Origin of the sequence: Corynebacterium sp. EPI-003-04-2554_SCH2473622 (genome assembly GCF_001665955.1) — a bacterium.
GTDB classification, from domain to species: Bacteria; Actinomycetota; Actinomycetes; order Mycobacteriales; family Mycobacteriaceae; genus Corynebacterium; species Corynebacterium pseudodiphtheriticum.
The window spans coordinates 18,672-41,157 of the sequence record NZ_LZMN01000014.1 but is presented as its reverse complement, the minus strand read 5'-3'; the positions used below and the strand labels follow the sequence as shown (position 1 = coordinate 41,157).

Annotated in this window: 26 protein-coding genes and 1 tRNA gene; 10 read left to right on the top strand and 17 right to left on the bottom strand. The window is 57.5% G+C overall.

What is annotated here, in order from left to right; translation table 11 throughout:
* Positions 1-313 (top strand): hypothetical protein (locus tag A5774_RS11630; protein WP_231892302.1); only part of this gene is annotated, 313 nt, incomplete at its 5' end.
* Here the strand turns inward: A5774_RS11630 and A5774_RS11625 are convergent.
* The 3 genes from A5774_RS11625 to A5774_RS01430 all read right to left on the bottom strand — a co-directional run bounded on the left by A5774_RS11625 (position 314) and on the right by A5774_RS01430 (position 3,850).
* Positions 314-811, bottom strand: coding sequence for a tyrosine-type recombinase/integrase (locus tag A5774_RS11625; protein WP_255364698.1), 498 nt, complete (start codon positions 809-811; stop codon positions 314-316).
* Positions 812-1,646: 835 nt separating this feature from the next.
* On the bottom strand, positions 1,647-2,438 hold the full coding sequence (locus tag A5774_RS01435) for an enoyl-CoA hydratase-related protein (RefSeq protein WP_064833099.1): 792 nt from the start codon (positions 2,436-2,438) through the stop codon (positions 1,647-1,649).
* Positions 2,439-2,503: 65 nt separating this feature from the next.
* Positions 2,504-3,850 carry a glutaminase gene (locus tag A5774_RS01430; protein ID WP_021354081.1) on the bottom strand — a complete coding sequence of 449 codons (1,347 nt, stop codon included), beginning with the start codon at positions 3,848-3,850 and terminating at the stop codon, positions 2,504-2,506.
* A gap of 108 nt (positions 3,851-3,958) precedes the next feature.
* On the opposite strand from A5774_RS01430, the gene A5774_RS01425 reads away from it, so the two are divergent.
* A complete protein-coding gene (locus A5774_RS01425; protein WP_064833098.1) occupies positions 3,959-4,543 on the top strand; it encodes a nicotinamidase in 585 nt (194 codons plus the stop codon).
* 39 nt (positions 4,544-4,582) lie between these two features.
* Here A5774_RS01425 and A5774_RS01420 read toward each other — a convergent pair whose 3' ends face one another.
* Positions 4,583-4,864, bottom strand: coding sequence for a DUF3618 domain-containing protein (locus A5774_RS01420; protein WP_021354079.1), 282 nt, complete (start codon positions 4,862-4,864; stop codon positions 4,583-4,585).
* Positions 4,865-5,087: 223 nt separating this feature from the next.
* On the opposite strand from A5774_RS01420, the gene bcp reads away from it, so the two are divergent.
* A complete protein-coding gene (gene bcp, locus A5774_RS01415) occupies positions 5,088-5,558 on the top strand; it encodes a thioredoxin-dependent thiol peroxidase (protein WP_064833097.1) in 471 nt (156 codons plus the stop codon).
* A 75-nt stretch (positions 5,559-5,633) separates the two neighbouring features.
* Positions 5,634-6,254, top strand: a complete 621-nt coding sequence (locus A5774_RS01410) for a TetR/AcrR family transcriptional regulator (protein ID WP_021354076.1) — start codon at positions 5,634-5,636, stop codon at positions 6,252-6,254.
* Between the two features lie 37 nt (positions 6,255-6,291).
* Here A5774_RS01410 and A5774_RS01405 read toward each other — a convergent pair whose 3' ends face one another.
* Genes A5774_RS01405 through A5774_RS01390 form a run of 4 tightly spaced genes read right to left on the bottom strand, consistent with a single transcriptional unit; the run spans position 6,292 to position 9,819 of the window.
* A complete protein-coding gene (locus A5774_RS01405) occupies positions 6,292-6,696 on the bottom strand; it encodes a holo-ACP synthase (RefSeq protein ID WP_023018320.1) in 405 nt (134 codons plus the stop codon).
* 4 nt (positions 6,697-6,700) lie between these two features.
* Complete coding sequence (gene bioD / locus A5774_RS01400; RefSeq protein WP_021354074.1) at positions 6,701-7,378, bottom strand: ATP-dependent dethiobiotin synthetase BioD; 678 nt, start codon at positions 7,376-7,378, stop codon at positions 6,701-6,703.
* Positions 7,375-8,895: an adenosylmethionine--8-amino-7-oxononanoate transaminase gene (locus A5774_RS01395; RefSeq protein ID WP_082936044.1), complete on the bottom strand. Its 1,521-nt coding sequence runs from the start codon at positions 8,893-8,895 to the stop codon at positions 7,375-7,377. Before A5774_RS01395 ends, bioD begins: the two co-directional genes overlap by 4 nt.
* A 3-nt stretch (positions 8,896-8,898) precedes the next feature.
* Positions 8,899-9,819 (bottom strand): SPFH domain-containing protein, encoded by a 921-nt coding sequence (locus A5774_RS01390; protein ID WP_021354072.1) that lies wholly within the window; start codon positions 9,817-9,819, stop codon positions 8,899-8,901.
* Between the two features lie 239 nt (positions 9,820-10,058).
* On the opposite strand from A5774_RS01390, the gene A5774_RS01385 reads away from it, so the two are divergent.
* Positions 10,059-10,880, top strand: coding sequence for an SDR family oxidoreductase (locus tag A5774_RS01385; RefSeq protein ID WP_064833103.1), 822 nt, complete (start codon positions 10,059-10,061; stop codon positions 10,878-10,880).
* A 134-nt stretch (positions 10,881-11,014) separates the two neighbouring features.
* A complete protein-coding gene (locus tag A5774_RS01380; RefSeq protein ID WP_021354069.1) occupies positions 11,015-11,626 on the top strand; it encodes a class I SAM-dependent methyltransferase in 612 nt (203 codons plus the stop codon).
* Between the two features lie 117 nt (positions 11,627-11,743).
* On the opposite strand, the gene A5774_RS01375 is transcribed toward A5774_RS01380, so the two are convergent.
* A tRNA-Leu gene (locus A5774_RS01375) sits at positions 11,744-11,825 on the bottom strand.
* 72 nt (positions 11,826-11,897) lie between these two features.
* Between A5774_RS01375 and A5774_RS01370 the strand changes: the two genes are divergently transcribed.
* Positions 11,898-12,335 carry a hypothetical protein gene (locus tag A5774_RS01370; protein ID WP_064833102.1) on the top strand — a complete coding sequence of 146 codons (438 nt, stop codon included), beginning with the start codon at positions 11,898-11,900 and terminating at the stop codon, positions 12,333-12,335.
* Positions 12,335-12,697 (top strand): DUF3817 domain-containing protein, encoded by a 363-nt coding sequence (locus A5774_RS01365; protein ID WP_021354068.1) that lies wholly within the window; start codon positions 12,335-12,337, stop codon positions 12,695-12,697. Before A5774_RS01370 ends, A5774_RS01365 begins: the two co-directional genes overlap by 1 nt.
* Positions 12,698-12,760: 63 nt before the next feature.
* Here the strand turns inward: A5774_RS01365 and A5774_RS01360 are convergent, their stop codons facing one another.
* The 8 genes from A5774_RS01360 to clpS form a co-directional block, all read right to left on the bottom strand.
* Positions 12,761-13,402: a non-canonical purine NTP pyrophosphatase gene (locus tag A5774_RS01360; protein ID WP_064833096.1), complete on the bottom strand. Its 642-nt coding sequence runs from the start codon at positions 13,400-13,402 to the stop codon at positions 12,761-12,763.
* Positions 13,402-14,181: a ribonuclease PH gene (gene rph, locus A5774_RS01355; protein ID WP_064833095.1), complete on the bottom strand. Its 780-nt coding sequence runs from the start codon at positions 14,179-14,181 to the stop codon at positions 13,402-13,404. The genes A5774_RS01360 and rph overlap by 1 nt, the downstream gene beginning before the upstream one ends.
* Before the next feature lie 29 nt (positions 14,182-14,210).
* Positions 14,211-14,984, bottom strand: a complete 774-nt coding sequence (locus tag A5774_RS01350; protein ID WP_064833094.1) for an MBL fold metallo-hydrolase — start codon at positions 14,982-14,984, stop codon at positions 14,211-14,213.
* Between the two features lie 68 nt (positions 14,985-15,052).
* Entirely contained in the window at positions 15,053-15,886 is an 834-nt protein-coding gene (gene murI / locus A5774_RS01345) for a glutamate racemase (RefSeq protein ID WP_021354064.1), read from the bottom strand.
* Between the two features lie 162 nt (positions 15,887-16,048).
* Positions 16,049-16,759: a rhomboid family intramembrane serine protease gene (locus tag A5774_RS01340; protein ID WP_064833093.1), complete on the bottom strand. Its 711-nt coding sequence runs from the start codon at positions 16,757-16,759 to the stop codon at positions 16,049-16,051.
* Between the two features lie 15 nt (positions 16,760-16,774).
* Positions 16,775-17,860 carry a P1 family peptidase gene (locus A5774_RS01335; protein WP_034645398.1) on the bottom strand — a complete coding sequence of 362 codons (1,086 nt, stop codon included), beginning with the start codon at positions 17,858-17,860 and terminating at the stop codon, positions 16,775-16,777.
* A 14-nt stretch (positions 17,861-17,874) separates the two neighbouring features.
* The gene (locus A5774_RS01330; protein ID WP_021354061.1) at positions 17,875-18,408 is read right to left on the bottom strand and encodes a DUF2017 domain-containing protein; all 534 of its coding nucleotides are present in this window, start codon (positions 18,406-18,408) and stop codon (positions 17,875-17,877) included.
* 51 nt (positions 18,409-18,459) lie between these two features.
* Entirely contained in the window at positions 18,460-18,771 is a 312-nt protein-coding gene (gene clpS, locus A5774_RS01325; RefSeq protein ID WP_031268667.1) for an ATP-dependent Clp protease adapter ClpS, read from the bottom strand.
* Between the two features lie 224 nt (positions 18,772-18,995).
* On the opposite strand from clpS, the gene A5774_RS01320 reads away from it, so the two are divergent.
* Positions 18,996-20,339: a nicotinate phosphoribosyltransferase gene (locus A5774_RS01320; RefSeq protein ID WP_023018331.1), complete on the top strand. Its 1,344-nt coding sequence runs from the start codon at positions 18,996-18,998 to the stop codon at positions 20,337-20,339.
* A complete protein-coding gene (locus A5774_RS01315; RefSeq protein WP_064833092.1) occupies positions 20,340-22,478 on the top strand; it encodes an ATP-dependent DNA helicase in 2,139 nt (712 codons plus the stop codon).
* The last annotated feature ends 8 nt before the right edge of the window (positions 22,479-22,486 follow it).

The following is a 22,486-nucleotide window of genomic DNA, read 5'->3' as shown; positions in this document are numbered from 1 at the left end:
GCCCGACAGTTTTCTACGCAATGCTACTCAACTGCTACAAGCCCAGCAGCACGCACCGAGAGAAATCACCATAAGCGACGAAAAGGAAGACCAAATTAAAAAGCCGCTTGAAAAGCTTGCATTCAAGCGGCTGTTTAACCCGATCGAGGATTCGATAGCCTTTTCTATCGACGACGGTCGTGATAATTCCGACCCGGTAAGACGCTTATACGGTACTAGGTTTCTCTATTCGCCTATTGGTGGACGTTTACACGTTACGCGAAAAATTACACGCCACCACATGACATGCATTATCACTGGCGACGACTCATAGCTAGCCCGCGATAGTCCACGCTGCCCTCGCCGCCGACTCGACCTGGTCGTCACTAGTAGATACGTAGATCTGAGTGGTCGCTATCGACGCATGACCTAGGGCAAGCTGAACCGCTCGCAGATCACGCCCGCCGTCCGAATATGCTGTTGATGCAAACCGGTGCCGAAGCTTATGCGGAGTCCAGCCCTCTGGCAGATAGCGGGTTACCCTTTTGCCTAGCCATGCTGGTGATATATGCCCGTGGTCATCGCCAGGAAAAAGCCACGCACCCGCTCCACTAATCCGTCGTGCTAAACGCGCTGGGCACGGAACCCGCCGTATGTGCCCGCCTTTCCCCTTTACCCTTAGCGTCCACCCCTTGCCTACCGGCTCGACATCACGCGCATGCACGCACGCGCATTCAGCGCGTCGAAGTCCACAGACTGCCATGATTTCGATTGCAAGCCTTACGTCATGGGGTGCTGCTTGTAGTGCATCTGCAATTAGTGCGTCTGGCATTGGGCGCGGTGTGGCACGAGGTATAGCAACCGCCGGAAGTTTAGCAGCAGGATTAGTCTCTAGCAGGCCATCATCTACGCACCATGAAAAGAACGCCCTTAGCGAAGCACGTGCCGAGCGTTTAGCAGATGGCCCTACGTCAAGGGAAGCTAGCCATCTCACAAGGTCGCTAGGCTCAAGCGATGTTATTGGCTTATTGGAAAATTCAAGGCAACGCCGTACATGTGAAGCTCTAAGGCTGATCGTGCCGCGCGCCCTACCCCCGGCAACCTGAAATTCCTTGAATGAGTCAATGACATCATTGTGATTATTACTTGCTAACACGGGATATCTTAGCAGTTAGTTAGGCTACCATCATTAAACAGTGGGTTCGGGGTTCGATTCCCTGATGGCGCACAATACAAGCAGGTCAAGCGGTTGTGAATTCAATCACTTGACCTGCTTCTTCGCTTTCCAGTGCACTTTCTCCTGCGCGGGGTATGCGAGGGTTAAACAACAAAATATGTTGTTTAAGCCGATTAATAACAGTAAGGCACTTGCAAAGTTAATAGCTTCAATCGCTAGCCTAATAGCTGCGGTAGTCGGATACCGTAACCTAGACAAGCGAAAGAAGTAACCTTAGATAAACCCCTAAGGGTCGGGATGTCCGGGAATACGGCCCGGGCACCTTTTATCCTAGCAAAGGAATTTTCACCATGGATCGCTATATTTATCTCATGACGGCAATCTGCGCTAGTGCCGTACTAATTACAGGTGCCAGCGCGTGGGTGCTTATCCCACTGGTCGCCGTGGCAGGGGTTACTTACGGTCGTGCCCAGGTTACTAGCCATAGTAGCTAAAACCTGGGCGCACGACGCTCCACGAAAGCCTGCACCCCCTCGCGGTGGCCGTCAGTGCGCAGCAACTTCGGCTGCTGGACCGCCTCATCCTCCAACGCTTGCGACAACTGCCCCAGGCAAGCCGCATTCACTCCGCGCTTAGTAGCAGCCAGCGCTTCCGGCGAAGAGTTGTACAGCACTGCCGCGCATTCACGGGCCACGGCCGAGGCAGCGCCATCGTCGGCAAGCTCCGCTAGCAAACCGGCGCTCTGGGCAGCAGGCGCCGGCAAAGGCTGCTGCAACAAGGCCATGCGCATCGTCACCGCACGCCCCAAAGACGCCGACAGTGTTTGCATCACGCCACCGTCGGGAAGCAAACCAATCCGACCGAAGGGCAGCACGAAAAACGCACTCTGGGCTGCTACCACTAAGTCGCAAGCTAAAGCCAACGACGCCCCCACCCCGGCGGCAGCGCCTTCCACCGCTGCAATGACCGGCACCTCGGCCTCAACGACGGCTCGGATCATGGCATTGAGCTCCCCCATGGACGTCTGGATTTGTTCGTCACTAGCACCAGTCAGAGATTCCCCTGCGGTCAAATCCAACCCGGAGCAAAAATGCGCTCCAGCACCGGTAATCACAATGGCACGAACAGACCCTTCGGCTGCTGCATCCGTGATGGATTTCGCAACCTCCCCGAAAGCGGTGTGCGTAAGAGCATTGCGTTTATCTGGGTTATGCAGCGTAATTATTGCCAAATTGTCAGCAATTTCTTGCTGCACGAGCTGCTGGGGCTGCTGTTCGGGCATTATGTTCACTCCTAGTGTGGGCTGCTTTGCACCACACCAGCAAAGAATTAGTGACCCAACACACATTAGCCTTCCCAGGCGGGAGGCTGCGGTCCTTCGTCTGGGTCCGGGCAATCGTCGTCATGATAACGATCGTCTTCCCGCTCAGTAGCAAACGGCGCAGATTCCTGCTCATTGACATGAATCTCCGTGCCATCCACCGTGCGGTAATCCGGCACATGATCGTCTGGGTCCACAATCGAGATTCGGAAACCTTTTTCTTCCAGCAGGTGCATACCTTCTTTGAGCAAGAACCGGCCCATGCGGCGAATACCCGACACGCGCGTCATATCGAAAATAACGTGGTCCCCGGAAATCTCGTGCTGCGACAACTCGTACAAGATGGATTCTGCAGAGTTGAAGTTAATCATGCCCTGCAACGTGACGACGGTGTCTTCCTGGTAGGTCACGATCGAGCGCACCGCATCCACTCCGGCGCGGTCATCCGCTGCCATCAAGTGCAAGCCCATGTCTTTCGAAAGCAGTTTAAAAATACGGACGCCACGAACAGAATTACCGTATTCATTCAAGCGCGGAGAATATGAGGCAAAGCCCAACTGCCCAGGCAAAGTACCCAGCAAACCACCCGAAACACCAGATTTTGCGGGAATGCCCACATGCGCCATCCAACGCCCAGCCTGGTCATACATTCCCGCTGAGCTCATCACAGCCAAGGTTAAGCGGCAGACATCTGGCTCCAGGACACGCTTGCCGTTCAGCGGATGCACGCCACCATTGGCTAACACTGCGGACATGAAGGCCAAATCGCGGGTCGTCACCATGACCGAGCATTGCGCGGTGTAACTAACGACGGCATCGTGGGCGTCGTCCTGAATAATGTCGTAATTGCGCAGCATGTGTGCCAATGACAAGTTACGGTCAGCATATTGCAGCTCGGAATCGCAGAGATCATAGTCCACCCGCAGCTGGCGGCAGGCCATCTCAGACAAGAAAGCGCGGATCATTTCAATCCGGTCTTCCACCGTAGCGCCAGTCCCGCCGATCAACTGGGTCACGGCAATCGCGCCCGCGTTGATCATCGGGTTTACCGGGCGGTGGCCTTCCCGGTCCAGGGAAAGCTCATTGAACGCTTCACCCGACGGTTCCATGCCGACGATCTCACTGACCACGTCGATGCCATGCTCTTGCACAGCCATCGCATAAATAAACGGCTTAGAGATCGATTGGATGCTGAATTCCACCTCGGCATCACCGGCGCTATAGATATGCCCTGAGGTGGTACACATCGCCGCACCCAAGGAATTTGGGTCTTTATTCGCCAGTTCAGGAATATAGTCGGCATTAGAACCCGCGTCTTGGTAGCGAACCTCGTCCAGGATGGTGTCGAGGTAGGAAGAAATTGGTGCTTTCACAATCACTCTCCTGGATAAATTAAATCTACTGAATCGGCAAAAATCTCGTGCCAGAATACGCCCCACTACAGGCGGGCAAACACCCGGGGAATACTAGACTGAGAAACTATGAGCAACAACACTAAGCAAAACCGCACTGCCCTGATAGTGGTGGACGTGCAAAATGACTTCTGTCCAGGCGGTTCTTTGGGTACTGCGCGGGGCAACGAAGTCGCCGAGCACATTGGCACACTGGCCACCGACGATTATGACTATGTCGTAGCGACCATGGACTGGCACATTGCTCCAGGCTCGCATTTTGCCCCAGAAGGCGAAGAACCGAATTTCACTACTACCTGGCCGGTGCACTGCGTGGCGGATTCCCATGGCGCACAGTTGCACCCGGCAGTAGCGGAGATGAAATTCGACGAGACCTTCCGCAAAGGCGAATACACCGCGGCGTATTCCGGTTTTGAGACTACGAGCGCTAGTGGCACCGGGTTGGCCGATTGGCTGAACGAACGTGACATCGCGCAGGTCGACGTCGTCGGTATTGCCACGGATTATTGCGTACGCGCAACGGTACTGGATGCCTGCACACAGACAAAAGCCCGCGTGCGCGTGCTACGTGAGCTGTGTTCACCGGTAGCGGAAGACACAGAACGCAGCGCTATCGAAGAGATGCGCAACGCGGGTGCAGAAATCATCGACTAACGCCGATTTTCACCAACACGACGTATAAAACCTAAGGTTTTATACGTCGTGTTCCACAATCATGCGCTTAAGCTCTTGAATGTCATTCTTGCGCTGACGCCCCTTGAACACGTTGAATGCGATGCCAGCAGCCACAACGGCACCCACACCAGCCAAGATCTTCTGCACCTGCGGGTCTTGCAGCTTTTCCAGGAGGTTGGACTTGGCATCGTTGACTAAGTTGCCAGGTTTGGTGCGCTGCGCAAGCTCGTCAAGCGTTCCCGCCAGCTGCTTACGGGTGCGTTCAATGTCACGCTGAATATCGTCAATTTTCCGTGCCACGTGGACTCTCCTAATTATTCACTGCGTTTTATTCACAACGTTTTATTCACTGCCCTAGTTCGCCGCACCGGTTCACGACACCGGTTCGCTGAGCCGGTGCGATACGCCGGTTCACAACACCGGTGCGATGCTCACAGTTTCCTGGCAATTGTGTTAGCTAGTCTACGTCAGACTACCCTTGCACGCCTACCCGGCGGCCTGCCAAGCCGGTATGGTGTTAGGTATGAGCAATATTCAACTTGGCGTAGGAGATGCTGCACCCGATTTCGAGCTGCCTAACGACGAGGGCGGCACCACGAAACTATCGGATTACTCGCGCGTACTGGTCTATTTCTACCCCAAGGCCAATACCCCAGGTTGTACAAAACAAGCCTGCGATTTCCGCGACTCCTTGAGCCAGCTCAATGATCTGGGCATCGACGTCGTTGGTATCTCACCGGACAAGCCAGAAAAACTCGCGCAGTTTAAAAAAGACCACGACCTGAATTTCCCGTTGCTTTCCGACGTCGACAAGAAAGTCATGGAAGCCTACGGCGCTTTCGGCGAGAAAAACAACTACGGCAAGAAGGTGCAGGGCGTTATCCGTTCCACCTTCCTCATCAACAACGGTGCTGTGGCACTCGCTCAGTACAACGTCAAGGCCACGGGCCACGTTGCGCGCGTAGTGCGTGATTTGCCAAAGCTGGAAAGCTAAACGGCGCCACATCGCTGGTTCTGTTAAGCAAACACTAAAAACTCACGTAGTAGACAAGTCAGGGCGTAGAAGCCGATGTCAGAGATTCTGGTGCCACGGCGTCGGCCGTCGCAAGCACGCAGCCGGGAGCGTTTCCATCGCATTTTGCAGGCCGCACGGGCTGTGCTTGTCGACGTCGGTTTCGAGTCCTTCACTTTCGATGAAGTCGCCCGCCGTGCCGAGGTACCCATCGGCACGATCTACCAATTCTTTGCCAATAAATACGCAATGATCTGCGAACTTGATCGCGTCGACACCGCAGAAACCGTTGGTGCTCTGCAATCATTTTCTGCACAAATCCCCGCTCCACAATGGCCCGAGGTGTTGGAAGGTTTCATTGACCACCTCGCACATATGTGGAGTGAAGATCCCTCCCGCCGTGCTGTCTGGCACGCCATCCAGTCCACGCCGGCTACGCGTGCCACAGCCGCGGATACCCAGCAAGAAATGCTGGCGATTATCGCACAAGCCCTGCGCCCGCTGGCACCAGAAATGGGGGAAACGGCCCGCCATGAGATGGCCGGGCTGCTCGTGCACACCGTGGTCTCCCTGATGAATTTTGGTGTACAAAGTGACGATGCCAAAGCTTTTTCCCGCACCGTCGACGAAACCAAACGGATGCTGGTCGCCTACCTATTCAGCGTGGCCACTCTATAGCGCTGCTAATAATCGCTGGGCAAACACGAGTTTTACGCTAGTAATAGAGCACGCAGCTCGCGGTGGCGTAATCACCATCGTGGCTGATGCTGATGCTGTGCTGAAACTGCCCGATCGCCGCCGTGATCTCATGCGCCAAATCCGGGGCGAAATCCAGTGCTAACCTGCCCCAGCGGTCCGGGCGCACCGTGATTGCCGACCAATCGATGTCTTCTTCCCGCAACCACGGCGCACTGCCATAACGAGCCTGCGCCCAGGCCTTCAAAAAAGCCTCTTTCGCGGCCCACCGCCCCGCCAAGTGCACATACTGCCCGTGGGCGCTGGCCTGGGCGCTACGCCACTCAAAATCACTGAATACACGACGGAAACGTGAACCAGGGATCTCTAATTGCTCACGCAATCCGGGCACATGAACCAGGTCCGTCCCAATGGAAATCTGCACTGTTTTACATCCCCAACATTGGTAGCCCGGCTACCGTATGAAACGCCGGAACCCCCAGCTTGTCGACGCGCTCGCGAAACTCTTCTGGGGAGCACTCCCCCATTGCTTCCGGCAGGCTAAACCACAATTGCTTGCCCGTTACCCGCGGCAATTCTTGCACGTTCAATTCCGTTGCCAAATCTGGCTGCTCCGGCATGCTCCCACCAATCAATCCGGCGACTTCCACCCCGGCGGCTTCTGCGGTGCGCACCGTCAACTCAGCCATGTTCAAGCTGCCCAAGCCGGTGCTCGTCACCACCACCAACTTTTCCCCAAGGTCTTTGGCCAGGTCCAGCACACTAAACTCCCGCCCATTGCGGTCATTGCCTAAGCGCACTAACAAACCTCCAGCGCCTTCCACTAAACAAATTCCGTGTTCCGCGCGGAAGTCAGAGATCCACTGGCCCACTGCGTCGCGGTCTGCCTGCGTGAGCCCGGCGCGCTTGGCTGCCAGGTTTGGTGCCAGTGGGTCTGGGTAACGCCGGTACACGTCACCGGCAATGCCCGTGAGTTTGGTGACCACGGCGGCGTCATCGTCGTCACCAGTTTGTAGTGGCTTCAGCACCGGTTGCTGCCAAGCCCATCCGAGCGTGGCGGCTGCGATGGTTTTGCCCACTCCGGTTCCAGTACCGGTAATGATCATGCGGTTTCCTTTGGCGTGGTTGGTGCGGTTGCTGTGGTCCGTGTAGTTGATGTGGTTGCTGGCGTTGTTTCCGTCAGCTGGGTTGTTCGCGCCTCGGTGTCGCGAATGCCGCGGGTGCCATGTGCGTCACCGGTGCCACAGACTTCAACAATGCGTGCGATGGCTTGGCAAATGGCAGTCAGCTCATCACCGTTGCAGATATACGGTGGCATGGTATAAACCAGGCGTCCGAAGGGGCGAAGCCACACCCCAGCAGACAGCGCAGCAGCAGTTGCTTGCGCCATGTCGACGTCCGCATCCATTTCCACTACGCCGATCGCACCGAGCACCCGGACATCAGCCACGCCAGGCTTGTCGCGTAATGGGTGCAACCCCGCCACGAGTGCTGATTCAATCCGTGCTACGTCGCTGCGCCACTCGCCTTCCCGAATCATTGCTGTCGCCTCGGTGGCAACTGCACAAGCCAGCGGGTTAGCCATGAACGTCGGGCCATGCATCAGCGCAGCAGGCTGCATGGTCTCCGCGACTTCTTTCGTGGCCAAGGTGGCTGCCAAGGACATAAATCCACCGGTGAGAGCCTTGCCGACGCACAAAATATCCGGGGTGATGCCCGCTGCATGGGTGGTAAACACCTCGCCAGTACGACCAAAACCGGTGGCGATCTCATCGGCGATTAGCACGATGCCGTGTTTGCTGCACAACTCGCGAATGCCTACGAGTAGTTCGTGATCATGAAAACGCATGCCCCCGGCTCCTTGCACCACCGGCTCGATGATCATCGCGGCAACCTCGCCATTCATGGCGTTTTCTACCACCTGCAGGTACTCTTCTCGCTCTTGCGCGCTCGTACCCCGCGTGGGGGGCGCGGGCACAAAGATTTGTTCTTTTACCGTTCCGCTCCACAAGGAATGCATGCCGCCGTCGGGATCGCACACGCTCATCGCCTGGAAAGTGTCGCCGTGGTAACCAGAACGCCAGGTTAACAGCTTGTTGCGGCTGGTTTCCTCATCTGCGGCCGGGCTCGCTCCACGGGCGTATTGCAGCGCCATTTTGATGGCAACTTCCACGGCAACTGACCCAGAATCCGAATAAAACACCTGCTGGTAACGGTTTTCGGTGAGCGCGAGCAAGTTTTCTGTTAGCTGCGCAGCTGGTTGGTGCGTCAGGCCGCCGAACATAACGTGACTCATCGCATCAATCTGATTTTTCGCTGCCGCCACCAAACGCGGGTGAGAATGACCAAAGCAGGCAGCCCACCACGAACTCATGCCGTCGATCACCCACTGCGAATCTGGTTGTGCTGCGCTTTCCGGATCGACTGAAGCTTCCACCGCTGGGCCGGGTGCTGCGGTGGTGACGGCGTCGGCAAGCTCCAAATAGCAACCGTCGGTCGAGCGAACCACCCTCGTTGGCTCGCCAGGTGCAGCATATGGGTGCCAAATATGCTGGGCGTCGATCCGAGAGATCTCCCGGCTAGACCTGAATTCTGGGGAAAAATGTGCTGGCGTGTCAGGCACGGGTTAGTCCTTTTTCTTGTTCGCAGGCTTGTTACTAGAGCTGAGCTGAGTTGAGTACAACACATTGCGCATGCCGTCGAAAAGCTCGCCCATGCCACCTGGGTTATTAGGCATAAACATCACATTCGAGCCCCCATTACCGGCAACATCGACCATTGCGTCCAAATACTGCGAAACCAGCATGAGTACCTCCGGAGATTCCTCAATGCCCGCCTCACGCAGCAGCTCATACTGCGCAGCAATGCCTTCCACAATTTCTTTACGCTGATCCGCCACACCCCGTCCCTGCAAACGACGGGCCTCCGCAGCTCCTTCAGCTTCCTTGACCACACGGATCTTTTCGGCTTCTGCCTGCGACACCGCGGCATCGCGCTCGCGCTGGGCGGCGTTGATGGCGTTCATGGAATCACGCACCTTGGAATCTGGGCGGATATCCGTGACCAGGGTATTGACAAAGTGCCAACCATATTCCGCCATGTTGTCGCGCAAGGATTCCGCCACATTGCGGGCAATATCGTCTTTGGAGGAAAACGACTCATCCAGCTTCATCCCAGCCACCGAAGAACGCACATTATCTTGCACATACGCGATGATTTGCTGCTCGTGGTTAGACAGCAGGTAGTAGGCCTCGCGCTCGCGACCTTCCACGACTTGGTACTGCACCGCGACGGGGATTTGCACAAAGACGTTGTCCTGGGTTTTCGTCTCGACCATCACATCAAGTTGCTGCACCTGCAACGAGATCCGATCCCGCACCCGGTCGACAAAAGGAATTTTGATATTCAGCCCGGCGTGCGCAACATGGTGAAATTTGCCCATGCGCTCGATGACAGCCGCCTGCCGGGTTTGCACAGTAAATATGGAGGACGTAGCTACCAAAATTAGCAGTACGAGGAGAATCCCCACCATAGAGAGCAAAATCATGTGCGCGTCCTTTCAGTTGCTGTGTTCGGAAGTCTGCTGTGTTCGGAAGTCGCCATCTCAGATTGAGATCAACAGAAGCACCGCGAGCACTTCTTTCCCATTTAAACGCATTTTCTTTGCGCGCGTAACCCCAAGCACTCCTGAGGACGGCAACCAGAACAAGGCCCCTGTTCTCCTAGGAACCACCAACAAGTGTTAAATGCAACACATGCCCGGAAATTGTGGCGTAGCCTATGAGCATGAACTCCACGCAACCACACCTAGCAACCGGCCAACACCCTATTCGCGTGACCCCACGCAGCATTTTTGTCTCCGGCGGCGCAACCGGAATTGGCAAAGCTGTCGCCACGAAATTCCTCGACGCAGGATGGGTCGTCGGCGCCTACGACATTGACGACGAGCGCCTGGCGGAATTCCAATCCGAATATCCACAACTCATCACCGGCCACCTGGATGTCACCGACGCCGAACAATGGGACGAGGCATTGGCGCATTTCACCGCTCATACCGACGGAACACTAACCGTCCTGGACAACAACGCCGGCGTGATCGGCTTCGGCGATATCACTGAGCAAGACCCTGACCTGATCGCAGCCCAAGTAACCATCAACTGCACCGGTGTCACCCTGGGAGCGCGCGCAGCACACCAATACCTAAAGAAGACCCCGGGAGCTCATCTCATAAACATGGGCTCAGCATCCTCGATCTACGGACAACCGCACATCGCCCCGTATTCGGCATCTAAATTTTATGTCCAAGGCTTCAGCCAAGCGCTGGAGCTGGAATGGGAAAAAGACGAGATACGTGTACTCAACATCATGCCGCTCTGGGCAAAAACAAAGCTGGCCAGCGGTAACGCGGAATCCATTAAACGCTTAGGCGTGCATCTAACTCCAGAACAGGTAGCGGACAAAATTTGGCAAGCCGTGCACTCCGCCAACAGGTTAACCCGGCATCGCATCATGTACTCAGTCGGGCTACCGTCGTTAGTCATGCGCTACGCCGCCAGGTTTGCCCCTTCCATTGTCGTGCGATGGATAAACAAGTTGATCGCACAGTAACCATCCCCGCCACGCAGAGCTCTTGAACCAGCCGCGTTGGCGCCGGGCGCTTGGAATCCCCGCCGCGCCAGGCCACTTGGTCGCGCAGACGAACGCCAGGCCACTTGGTCGCGCAGACGAACTAGAATGGAACCATGCCTACCTGGAATGACCTCACCCGCAACAATCCGTCACACTCTGAGAATTACGCTGCCCGGTGGAAACGCTTCGTCGCCGAAGGCAAAGACATTGATGGCGAAGCCCGCTTTGTCGACGCATTGAGCCCACGCAGTGCCAAAATCCTCGACGCAGGCTGCGGTACTGGCCGGGCCGGCGGGCCACTGATCGCACGCGGCCACACCGTTGCCGGAATCGACCTAGACCCGGTGCTGATTGAGCATGCCAAACACGACTTCCCTGACGCCGAATGGCACGTTGGTGATCTAGGCTCTGCCACGTTGTACGAACAGCCAGAGCTGGGGCACATGCGCGGCAGCTTCGACGTCGTTTTTAGCGTCGGTAACGTACTCGGCTTCATTGACCCAGCGGATCGGGAAACCGCCATTGCGAATCTCTATGAGCCATTGCGGCCAGGCGGTCGCGCAGTACTAGCATTTGGTGCTGGCCGTGGTTGGGGCTTCAGCGAATTCCTCGAATCGTGTACTGCGGCTGGTTTCGCCCAAGACCTCCTGCTATCTAGCTTCAACATCGAACCATTCGATACTGACTCTGATTTCCTCATCGCTGTGCTGCGTCGACCACGGTAGGTTTCAACCCGGGCATTTTTGACCCATTTTGACCGAGAACGAGCCCTCACGAACCCAAACCAGAAATCAAGAAACCCTCGCTTACCTGGAAAAACCTGGTGGCGAGGGTATAAAATGTGCGCCCGGTGAGACTTGAACTCACACGTCCGAAGACACTGGAACCTAAATCCAGCGCGTCTGCCAATTCCGCCACGGGCGCTTGCGAAAATATAGTTTAGCGCACACCGTCGCCAGTGCCAACTTTCGCCCCCAGTTAGGTAATCTTGAGGCCGTGAAGGACTCGCAGAATGACAAACGCGCCACGATCCGCGTGCGGTGGTGGCACCTCGTCCTGCTCGCTATCGTCGTCATCTGCTTCTTCGGGCTGGCCTGGTGGCAATGGACGCGATTCCAATCCGGTTCCGGCACCTTCCAAAACCTCGGTTACGCACTCCAATGGCCCTTGTTCGCAGGTTTCGCGGTATTCGCCTACCGCATGATTTTGCGCTACGAAAACGAGAAACTGGCCGAAGAAAACAACCCCGAAACAAGCAACCAGCCTTATGTCGCAGACAGGCACAAGCTAGAGCAAACCGTCACTGCCATCGACGACGATTTCCTGCCCACCCGACGCAATGACAACGTCGCGGCGTTCAACGAACTGGCAGACCCGGCAGCGCGTCGTCGGCAAGCACGTAAGCAGCACCCAACCCAGAAAAAGGACAGCTAGTGAGTACTCAGAAATCCATCCACCCCGAGCGGCAAAAACGCGTGCGCAGCGCACTAACCATTTTCTCGGCGCTGGCCTTTATCACCGGCTTCTTTTTGCTGTTTTTGGTCGGCCGCATGATCAGCGAATACATCCTGGGCCTCGAGATCCCCGTGTGGGCCCGCTATATCGGCGTCGCCCACGGTTGGGTTTATGCCGGGTTCGTGCTCAGCGTGATCAACCTGGGGCTGAAGGCACGCTGGGAGCCCCTGAAATGGCTCAGCACTGCCTTATCCGGCGTGGTGCCGTTTTTCTCCTTCTGGATGGAGGCCAAACGTCGCAAGGAAATTACCACTGAATTTCAGCTTGCCGACGTCCGGTAACAGTCAGGAAACTGTGAGTCACCGGCTAGCGCCAGTGTCACTGTTTTTCGCAGCTGTCACTGTTTAACGCAGCAATTCGGCCAATGTCGGCACCAGCTGCGCCAACGCCTTGCCCCGGTGCGAGGCGGCATTTTTCTCTTCCGGGCTTAGCTGCGCGGAACTGCGCGCCTGCTCGATGCCCCCGGCCTGGGCAATTTCTGCCTCCGGGACGAAGAGCGGATCATAGCCGAAACCATTTTCACCACGCGGGCTGCGCAACAACTGGCCTTCCCAGCGGCCTTCTACCACGTGTTCGGCTCCGTCCGGAGTAACTAGCGCACACACCGACACGAATGCACAGCTGCGGCGCTCATCCGGGACGTCGGCAAGCTGCGCTAAGAGCAGTGCATTATTCGCAGCATCATTGCCATGCTCGCCGCACCAACGCGCGGACAACACCCCCGGCATCCCGGCAAGCTCGTCAACCGCCAAACCAGAATCATCCGCGATGGTGACCAAGCCGGTGTTTTTCGCCCCGGCGCGGGCTTTGATCAGGGCGTTATCTGCAAAAGTGCGGCCGTCTTCCACCGGTTCCTCGTAAGCCGGGGCATCTGCGGTGCCGATGACCTCGACCTCGGCCAGATCAGCCAACTCCGGAGCCTCGGCAACAATCTTGCGCAACTCAGCGAGTTTCTTGGGATTATTCGATGCAACCAGGATCTGCACTAGGCATCGCCTCCCCGGGCACCATCCTGCGCAGCAGCGCCGCCAGACAGCGGCTTCGCCAAAGCGGCACGTTGCGCCTCAATCAACTCGTAGCAACCTTTTTGCGCCACATCCAGCATCTCGTCCAGCTCATCGCGGCCAAAGACGCCATTTTCGCCAGTGCCCTGGATCTCCACGAAATCACCGTGCGCATCCATCACCACGTTCAGGTCAACTTCCGCGCGAGAATCTTCCTCGTACGGCAGATCCAAGCACACGTGTCCGTCGATGATGCCCACGGAGATCGCAGCGATCGGATCCAGCAACGGCTCGCCCGGCACCACTCCCTGTTCTTGCAGCACAGCGATGGCGTCGGCAAGCGCCACGTAAGCGCCGGTGATCGCGGCAGTACGGGTACCACCATCAGCCTGCAGCACATCGCAGTCCAGGTTGATGGTGTTTTCGCCCAACTCGCCCAGATCCACCGCGGCACGCAGCGCACGGCCCACCAAGCGAGAAATCTCGTGGGTACGGCCTTTAACTTTGCCGCGCATGGACTCGCGCGGCATGCGCTCGTGGGTAGCGGAAGGCAACATGGCGTATTCGGCAGTCAGCCAACCTTCGCCAGAGAATTTTTTGAAACGCGGCACACCCTCTGAAACTGAGGCTGTACACATCACGCGGGTATTACCGAATTCCACCAACACGGAACCAGCTGGGTTGGAGGTAAAACCACGGGTGATGCGCACCGGGCGGAGTTCATCAAGGGCACGTTGATCAGCTCGCTGAAAATCAGACATGCTTGCCAGCATACCTACGTGCAGCTGACTTAGACTGTGTATTCATTACCGGGCAGTGCAACATGCACCCGACCGGAAAAATGATTCTCGGCTGCCCGCACTGTGGCAGCGCTATCGCCCCAGGGCTGTAAATGTGTCAGCACCAAATTGCGCACCCCGGCCTTCGAAGCCAGCACCCCGGCATCAGCGCCAGACATATGCATGCCAGAAATCTTATCGGCTGCGGTCACCCCCCAAGCAGCCTCGCAGAGGAAATACTCTGCGCCACGTGCACATTCCACCAGGTCCTCGGTGTAGGCAGTATCAGCCGAATAGGCAATCACCTTGCCACTGACGTGATCTTCAATCCGCAATGCGAACGTCTCTGTCGGGTGCACAGTACGAAACGGGGTGATCGTAGCTTGCTCAAAAACCTGCGGCACACCATGTTGCAAAGCGGTGAACTCGAAAGTATCTGAGAGATCATCTACCTCGTCCAGAAAATTCCCACTCATCCGGCCCAGGTGCGTGACCGTATGGCTCGGACCCAATAGGCGATGACGTCGGTGCGCATTGCGAGTGGGATGAAAACGTCGCCAAACCATCAACCCTGGAAAATCACTGCAGTGATCTGCATGCATATGGCTGATCACTAAGTGGCACGCCGAGGGTTCCGCAATCTCCTGCAGGGCAGCGAACACGCCAGAACCGAAATCTACTACTACCGAGGGCGCAGATGAATCACTAAACGTCAGCAAATAGCCACTAGCCGGGTTGCCCGGCGAGGGTACCGATCCAGAGGAACCAAGGACTGTGAGTTTCATGATGTCTATCCCAGTTGCATCACAGCTGCCAGTTAATCACCAACAACTTATTTTCTAATCCCCATAGTTTAAGCCTTGCCGACGCCAGTTGCAGATCGAGTGACTTCACCCACACCCAAACCTAAAAAGCGCTGGGAAAGCTCCGCGAATTTTTCTGGATCCCCCGTAGATTCAAAAATACGTTGTTGTTTTTTCCCAGTCGCCAACAGATCCAATTCCGTCAAATGCCGCAGAACATCCTTCGCGGTCTCTTCTGCCGAGGAAACCAAGGTGACGTTTTCGCCAATCGCCAACTGCAAAACTCCGGACAACAACGGGTAGTGCGTGCAGCCCAACACGAGCGTGTCGACGCCCGCCGACTGCAGCGGCTCAACATAGCCTTGCGCCACCCCCAAAATCTGCCGCCCGGAGGTAATGCCGCGTTCCACAAAATCCACGAATGCCGGACACGCCACCGCTTGCGCGGTCACCGCCGGATTCAGCCGAAACATGTCTTGGTAGGCACCAGACTTCACGGTTCCTTCGGTACCAATGACACCGATCTTGCCGTTTCGGGTAGTTGCCATCGCACGCCGCACAGCCGGCTGGATCACCTCCACCACAGGCACGTCGTAACGTTCACGCGCATCGTGCAGGAAAGCTGCGGTGGCGGTGTTACATGCAATAACCAGCATTTTGCAGCCACGTTCCACCAATTCATCAGCCACCCGCTGGGCATGGCTGCGCACCTGAGCAATAGGCAAAGGCCCGTAAGGCCCATGCGCAGTATCGCCTATATATAGCACCGATTCATTCGGCAGCTGATCCATAATGGTGCGCGCAACTGTCAAGCCGCCGACGCCAGAGTCGAAAATCCCGATCGGTGCTTCCCGGTCCAGCTGGCGCGGGGTGCGGTTGCTCATGGGCGTAGACAACGTGTTCTGTACGGGGCTCTCGCTGGTGGTCTCGGTTGTGCTCACGGGTTGTAGTTTAGCGGCTGCACAAAATCAGGTTGCTCAGTCTTGTCGATGCCTGCGCTTTTCGACGCCTGAGCTCGCTCGAGCCCACACGTGCATTGCCGCTGGCTATTTCGTGTTGCGCACCATGAATCCGGCAATGATGCCACCGATGAATCCACACAAATGCGCCTGCCAGGACACGCCCGGCATCGTCGGGAAGATTCCCCAGATTAATCCCGAGTACACGCTGGCAATGACCAGGCCGATAACCAGCTGGGTGAAACTACGATTGAAAATTCCGCGTACCAGCAAATAAGCAAACCAGCCATAGAGCACACCGGAAGTACCGATATGCACCGTACCCACGCCGCCAATCAGCCACGTGCCCATGCCTGCAACCAGGGTGATGATCAACGTCGATTTCAGCCACACGTGTTTACCGGAGGCCGCAATCACAAAAGTGAATAATGCCCCTGGGATGGTATTCGAAATCAAGTGCGCGAAATTGCCGTGAATCAGCGGCGCCGTAAACACCGTCCACCAGGCTGTGGTGTCCAGCGGGTGTACACCGTAGGCCAACAGCGATCCGCCGAGCACATACTGGTTGACGATGTGCACCGCCCAAATCACGACGACATAGGTCACGGCATAGGATGTACCCGCTTGTAAACGCCGACCGACGCCTAGCCGCGCAGGTCCACCACCACCGCGGCGGGCCGGTTGGTTCGACAGGTACGGCATCATCCCGCCAGTGTGGCCAGTATTTCCCGGCCCGGAGTAATTCGGGTTGTACTGCCGGAAGTTATCACGGGGTGGTCGGCGAAAACTTGGTTCCATCGGCTGGTCATTCTCCTAGTTCGCGAAATTCGCTGCCTTAGCCAGTTGCGAGTACGTCGGCAAGCCGTAACCGGGTTCCGCATGCACCACGGCATGCACGATGGCATCGCAGACCACCTGGGAACTTGCCGCACACAGGGCAGTCATCATTTCTGTGGTGATCGTTTCTGTAGTCATCGTTTCTGTGGTGGTCGCTGGATCGTCCACCATGCTAGACGAATTGTGGGGTGAATCAGCCGATTCTTTCGCAACTGTTTCTTTCGCAGCTGTCGAAACCGCAAACAGCGTGTCCCCGTCCAACGGGCTGTGGGCAGGCCGTACAGCCCAGGAAATCCCATCGTGGCCACACATCGCCAACCGGCGTAACTGCGCTTTGCTGAGCGGCGCGTTGGTGGCGATCACCCCGATGGTGGTATTCAGTGACGCGGCTGGACTGGGCAGATCCGCGAATCTTTCCGGGTCCACGGGTGCGCGCTCCGGGGCACCGAACAATCTACCCGTAGCTGCATCGACGACCTCACCGACGGGGTTGGCTACCACGGCGGCAGAGACTTGGTAGCCTGCAACTTCCCGGCTGGCTTGGCCGAACCCGCCACGTAGCTTTCCGGCGGTAGCTCCACAGCCAGCGCCGATGTTGCTTGTCGATGTCGTATTGGCAACGCCGTCGAAGTTTTCCAGCGCACGAGCCGTGGCACGCTGCCCGTCTGCCGCAGTCGGCCGGTGTTGCGGATCGCCTACGGCAAGATCAAAAATCACCGCCGCGGGCACGATCGGCACCACTGGCCCATCGCTATCCGGGCCGAAAACGCGAAAACCAGCCCCGCGTGATTCCAACTCCGCCATCGCACCATCGGCAGCTGCCAGCCCATACGCAGAACCGCCGGCCAGCACAATCGCTTGTACTGCACCGACGGTATTTTCTGGCGCTAACAAGTCTGTTTCTCGGGTTCCGGGGCCGCCGCCGCGCACATCAACGCTGGCGACCGCGCCTGCGCCAGAACCAGCTGCAGCGAAGCTCAGCACACTCACCCCGGTAGCACCGAGGCTGACATGTCCGATGCCCACACCGGGGCAAAAGTCCATTTCGGACCGATTAGACATACGCATCTAATCTTTTAGTCTTCCATCATGGCGCTAAGCAGCGAATCTTGGTTATAAGCCAACCATTCCACCAACGCGTCGCGGTCTGAGATCAGCTCTGAGACTTTCTTATCCGTATTCGCCAGATACAACCGGGCGTCATTCAGGCCCGCAACAAAGGCCTGCACCTCGGATTCATCCAAGTTAATTTCTACGCCCTCGTTGACCTTTTCGGAGACCAACTGCAGGTTCTGCAGCTTGGCACGCGCAATGTCATTTTCGTGCAGCGAGCGCAACAGGGAGCGATCGCCGTCGTATTCCTCGTCGCCTTCGCGCTGAAAATCCGGGAACAACCGCGCCAGTGCGGGATCGTCCGGCGCTTCTTTGTGGCCAGAAGGCATATCCATCATCTCAGCCAACTCGTCTTTCGGCGCAGACTGCGCTCGGGCGATAATCGCTTCCACGACAGCGGCGATAATATCGCCCATGGCTTCACGCTCAATGGGGTCGAGAACGGTCTGGAATTTCGGGCTGCGTCGCAGGCCCTTCTTCTTGCGCCACGGTTGCATGGTCTCGAAAGCTCCTCTAGTCCTTAATTACTCGGAATATCGCGCCGGGGATTAGCCCGCTTGCTGCATCGTCGCCCACAGCCCAGCGGTGTGCAGCTTTTTCACGTCGGCTTCCACCTTATCGCGCTCACCGGAGGTCACCACGGCTTTGCCTTCCGAATGCACCTGCATCATCAGCTCCTGCGCGCGGGATTTCGAAAAGCCCAGCACGGTTTGGAACACGTAAGTTACATAACTCATGAGATTGACGGGGTCATCCCACACGATGCACATCCACGGCAGATTCGCACTCGTAGCAACCTCAACGTCAATTTCTTCATCCAGCTCGGGGCTGGCCATTGGGCTAGATGCGTGCACTTCCATGGCGGAGGTTTCTAGTGGTACAGAAACTTCCGACTCGTGAGCCAACTCGTGAGCCTCAGACTTGCGCGTATTCATGACTGCTAGTTTACTGACTCGTTCCCGTGATTTCTGCATATTAGACACCCACGAAGTTCAAGCTAGACACTCACGAAGTTCAAAAGCCTACAATTTCTAGGGCCGTTGAACCTGCTCAGCCCTCCTGCGGCCACCAGCCGTCGGCAAGAATGCTGGGTGTATCCTTAGCGAGTGTGAATTCTTTGCAGCATCCTGCCGCTTCCACCGCGCTATTAACAGATAAATACGAGCTGACGATGCTCGAAGCCGCGCTTGCCGACGGCACCGCCCACCGCAACGTCACCTTCGAGGTTTTCACCCGGCGCTTGCCCACTGAGCGCCGCTACGGCATCGTCGCTGGCACGGCGCGAGTGCTGGAAGCAATCCGCGATTTCCGCTTCACTGAAAAACAACTGGAACAGCTCGATTTCCTGCAACCGGAAACCATCGAGTACCTGCGTAATTATCATTTTCGCGGCCAGGTAGATGGCTACCGCGAGGGCGAGCTCTACTTCCCGTCTTCACCCATTTTGACGGTCCGCGGGACTTTCGCCGAATGCGTCATCTTGGAAACCGTCGTGCTGTCCATTTTGAACGCGGATTCTGCTGTGGCCTCTGCCGCTGCCCGCATGGTCTGCGCTGCGGATGGGCGCTTCATGCTCGAAATGGGCTCGCGCCGCACACACGAATACGCTGCGGTAACTGCCGCCCGTGCGGCTTATCTCGCTGGGTTCGACGCCACCTCTAACTTGGAAGCCGCCAGCCGCTACGGCATTCCGGCGCAGGGGACAGCTGCGCACGCGTGGACACTGTTGCACGTCGACGAGAACGGCCAGCCGGATGAGAAATCAGCTTTTGCTGCGCAGGTGAAACGCCACGGTGCATCGACGACGCTGCTGGTTGATACTTTCGATATCACCCGGGGCGTAGAAAACGCGGTCGCTGTTGCAGGCACAGAGCTGGGGGGCGTGCGCATCGACTCCGGTGACCTCGGCGCACTCACCCGCCGGGTGCGCAAACAGCTTGATGGGCTCGGCGCGACCAACACCAAAATCGTAGTCTCTTCTGACCTCGACGAATTCGCCATCGCTGGTTTGCGCGGTGACCCCGTCGATGTCTTTGGCGTCGGCACTTCCGTGGTCACTGGCTCTGGCTCGCCGACGGCATCGCTGGTGTACAAGCTGGTGGAAGTCGAGGGCAAGCCTGTCTCGAAGCGTTCGTCCGGAAAGGTCTCCGACGGCGGCACCAAAGCCGGCGTGCGCACGTACCGTGAAACCGGAGTGGCTGTGGAAGAAATCATCTACCCGCTTGGCGGCGAGATACCTGCGCATTCCGGTGCAGAAATCCGCGAATTGACGGTTCCGTTGATCCGCGACGGCGAGATCGTCGATGGCTTGGATGACCTGCATGCCTCCCGCGAACTAGTCTCAGCAGGCATTGCCAGCCTGCCGTGGGAAGGTTTGGCTTTGGGCCGCGGTGAACCTGCGGTACCGACGCGTCTGGCTGGGTTCTAAATGGAGTCTGCCAGCACCAATACCAGCGCCACCACCGGGACCGGCAGCACTAGTACGGGTACCAATACCGGCAGCACCGAAGAACTTCTCGCCACTGCCGTGAGCGGTTTCGGCGGTGCAGATCGCCCAGGCCAGCGTCGGATGGCCAACGCCGTCGAATCCGCCCTAGGTTCCGGGCGTCACTTGGCAGTCCAAGCCGGCACCGGCACCGGGAAATCCCTGGCCTACCTGGTCCCGGCGTTTCGCCACGCGCAAGAAACCGATACGTGCGTCATCGTCTCCACTGCGACTCTGGCTTTGCAGCGCCAGCTCATAGAACGCGATCTGCCTCGGCTTGCCGACGCCCTGGAGCCGGTGATGGAACGGCGGCCAACTTTCGCAATCATGAAGGGCCGGTCCAACTACCTGTGCATGAACAAAATCGCGCAAGCACAACTGGAGCCGGAATTAGAGGCAGCAGCCGAGGACGCAGCTGCCACAGAGGCCGCCGGAGAAGCGGCTGCAGATGCCGCTGGAAAGGCCGCCACAGCTTCCGGGCACACAGCCGAACAAGCTGCTAGCGAAACGCCCGCACGCCCTGGCAACCCGCAACCAATCACCTGGCTAGGAAAACAAATCGCCAGCCTGCACAACTGGGCCCAAGAAACCGAGAGCGGCGACCGCGATGACCTTGACACCAGTGTCAGTGATGCCGCTTGGCGCCACGTTTCTGTCAGCTCCCAAGAATGCCTCGGTGCCTCGCGCTGCCCACACGGCGTGGAGTGTTTCGCCGAACTCGCCCGCCAAGAAGCCCGCGAGGTCGACGTCGTCGTCACGAATCACGCCATGCTCGCCATCGACGCAATCTCCGAGATCGATACCCTCCCCGAACACGATTGCGTCATCATCGACGAAGCGCACGAACTCGATGCCCGCATAACCTCTGCAACCACCGCAGAACTTTCCCCACGCTCACTGACCTTGGCAGCCAATCGCGCCGGGCCGCTTGGCGCGGAGGGCAAGGATTCCCGTTTGAAGGATCTCGCCGAGCAATGGCGGATTACCACAGAAGATCTTCCCGACGGGCGCTGGACGGAATTGGATCAGGCCGCCGATTCTGAACTCACCGCCATCGCAGATGCGCTGGCGTCGCTACGCGCCACACTGAAAGATGCCCCGGAGGGCGAAGCCAGCAACGAGCCAGAAACCGCCGCCGAACGCAATAACCTGCGCAATCACTTGGCGACGTTGGAAGAAACCGTGCACCGCATCCAAGAAGTCTTCGATACCGAGGACCCGGCCGCGCAAGACGATGTGGTTTGGTTGGACCGCAATGAACGCTACGGGGACACATTGCAGGTAGCACCCTTGTCGGTGGCAGATTTACTGCGCGACCGCTTATTCGGGGAGAACACCGTGGTGCTGACCTCGGCGACGCTGACTTTGGGCGGGCGTTTCAACGCCATGGGCGCGCAATGGGGTTTGCCCAAGGGCAAGTGGGACAGTTTGGATGCGGGCACCCCGTTTGATCCGGCGAAATCCGGGATTCTCTATGCGCCGAAGCACCTGCCGCAGCCGGGCAGAGATGGTCTGGCACCAGAAACCTTGGAAGAGATGCGTGAGCTGATTATGGCAGCCGGCGGGCGCACCCTCGGGTTGTTTTCCTCGAAGCGGGCGGCCGTGCAAGCGGCCGATGAGCTGCGCCCGAAGTTGCCTTTCCCCGTCTATGTACAGGGTGAGGATTCGATTGGTGCGCTCGTCGAAAAGTTTGCCACGAAAGAGCACTCTGTCCTGTTTGGCACTTTGACGCTGTGGCAAGGTGTCGACGTACCCGGCAAGGCTTGTTCACTAGTGCTGATGGACCGCATTCCGTTTCCGCGGCCCGATAACCCACTGCTGCAAGCACGCTCGGAGGCAGCGCAGGCGGCTGGGCGTAACGGCTTCATGGAAGTCTCTGCCACCCACGCCGCGCTATTGATGGCGCAGGGTGCAGGGCGTCTGTTGCGGTCAGCTACCGACCGTGGCGTGGTCGCGGTATTGGATAACCGGGTGGTCACTAAGCGCTACGGCCAGTTCTTGTTGTCATCTTTACCGCCGTTTTGGCGCACCCAAGATAAAAAGACCGTGCTGGGTGCACTGAAGAGATTGGTGCAGAGCTAGTCCAAAAC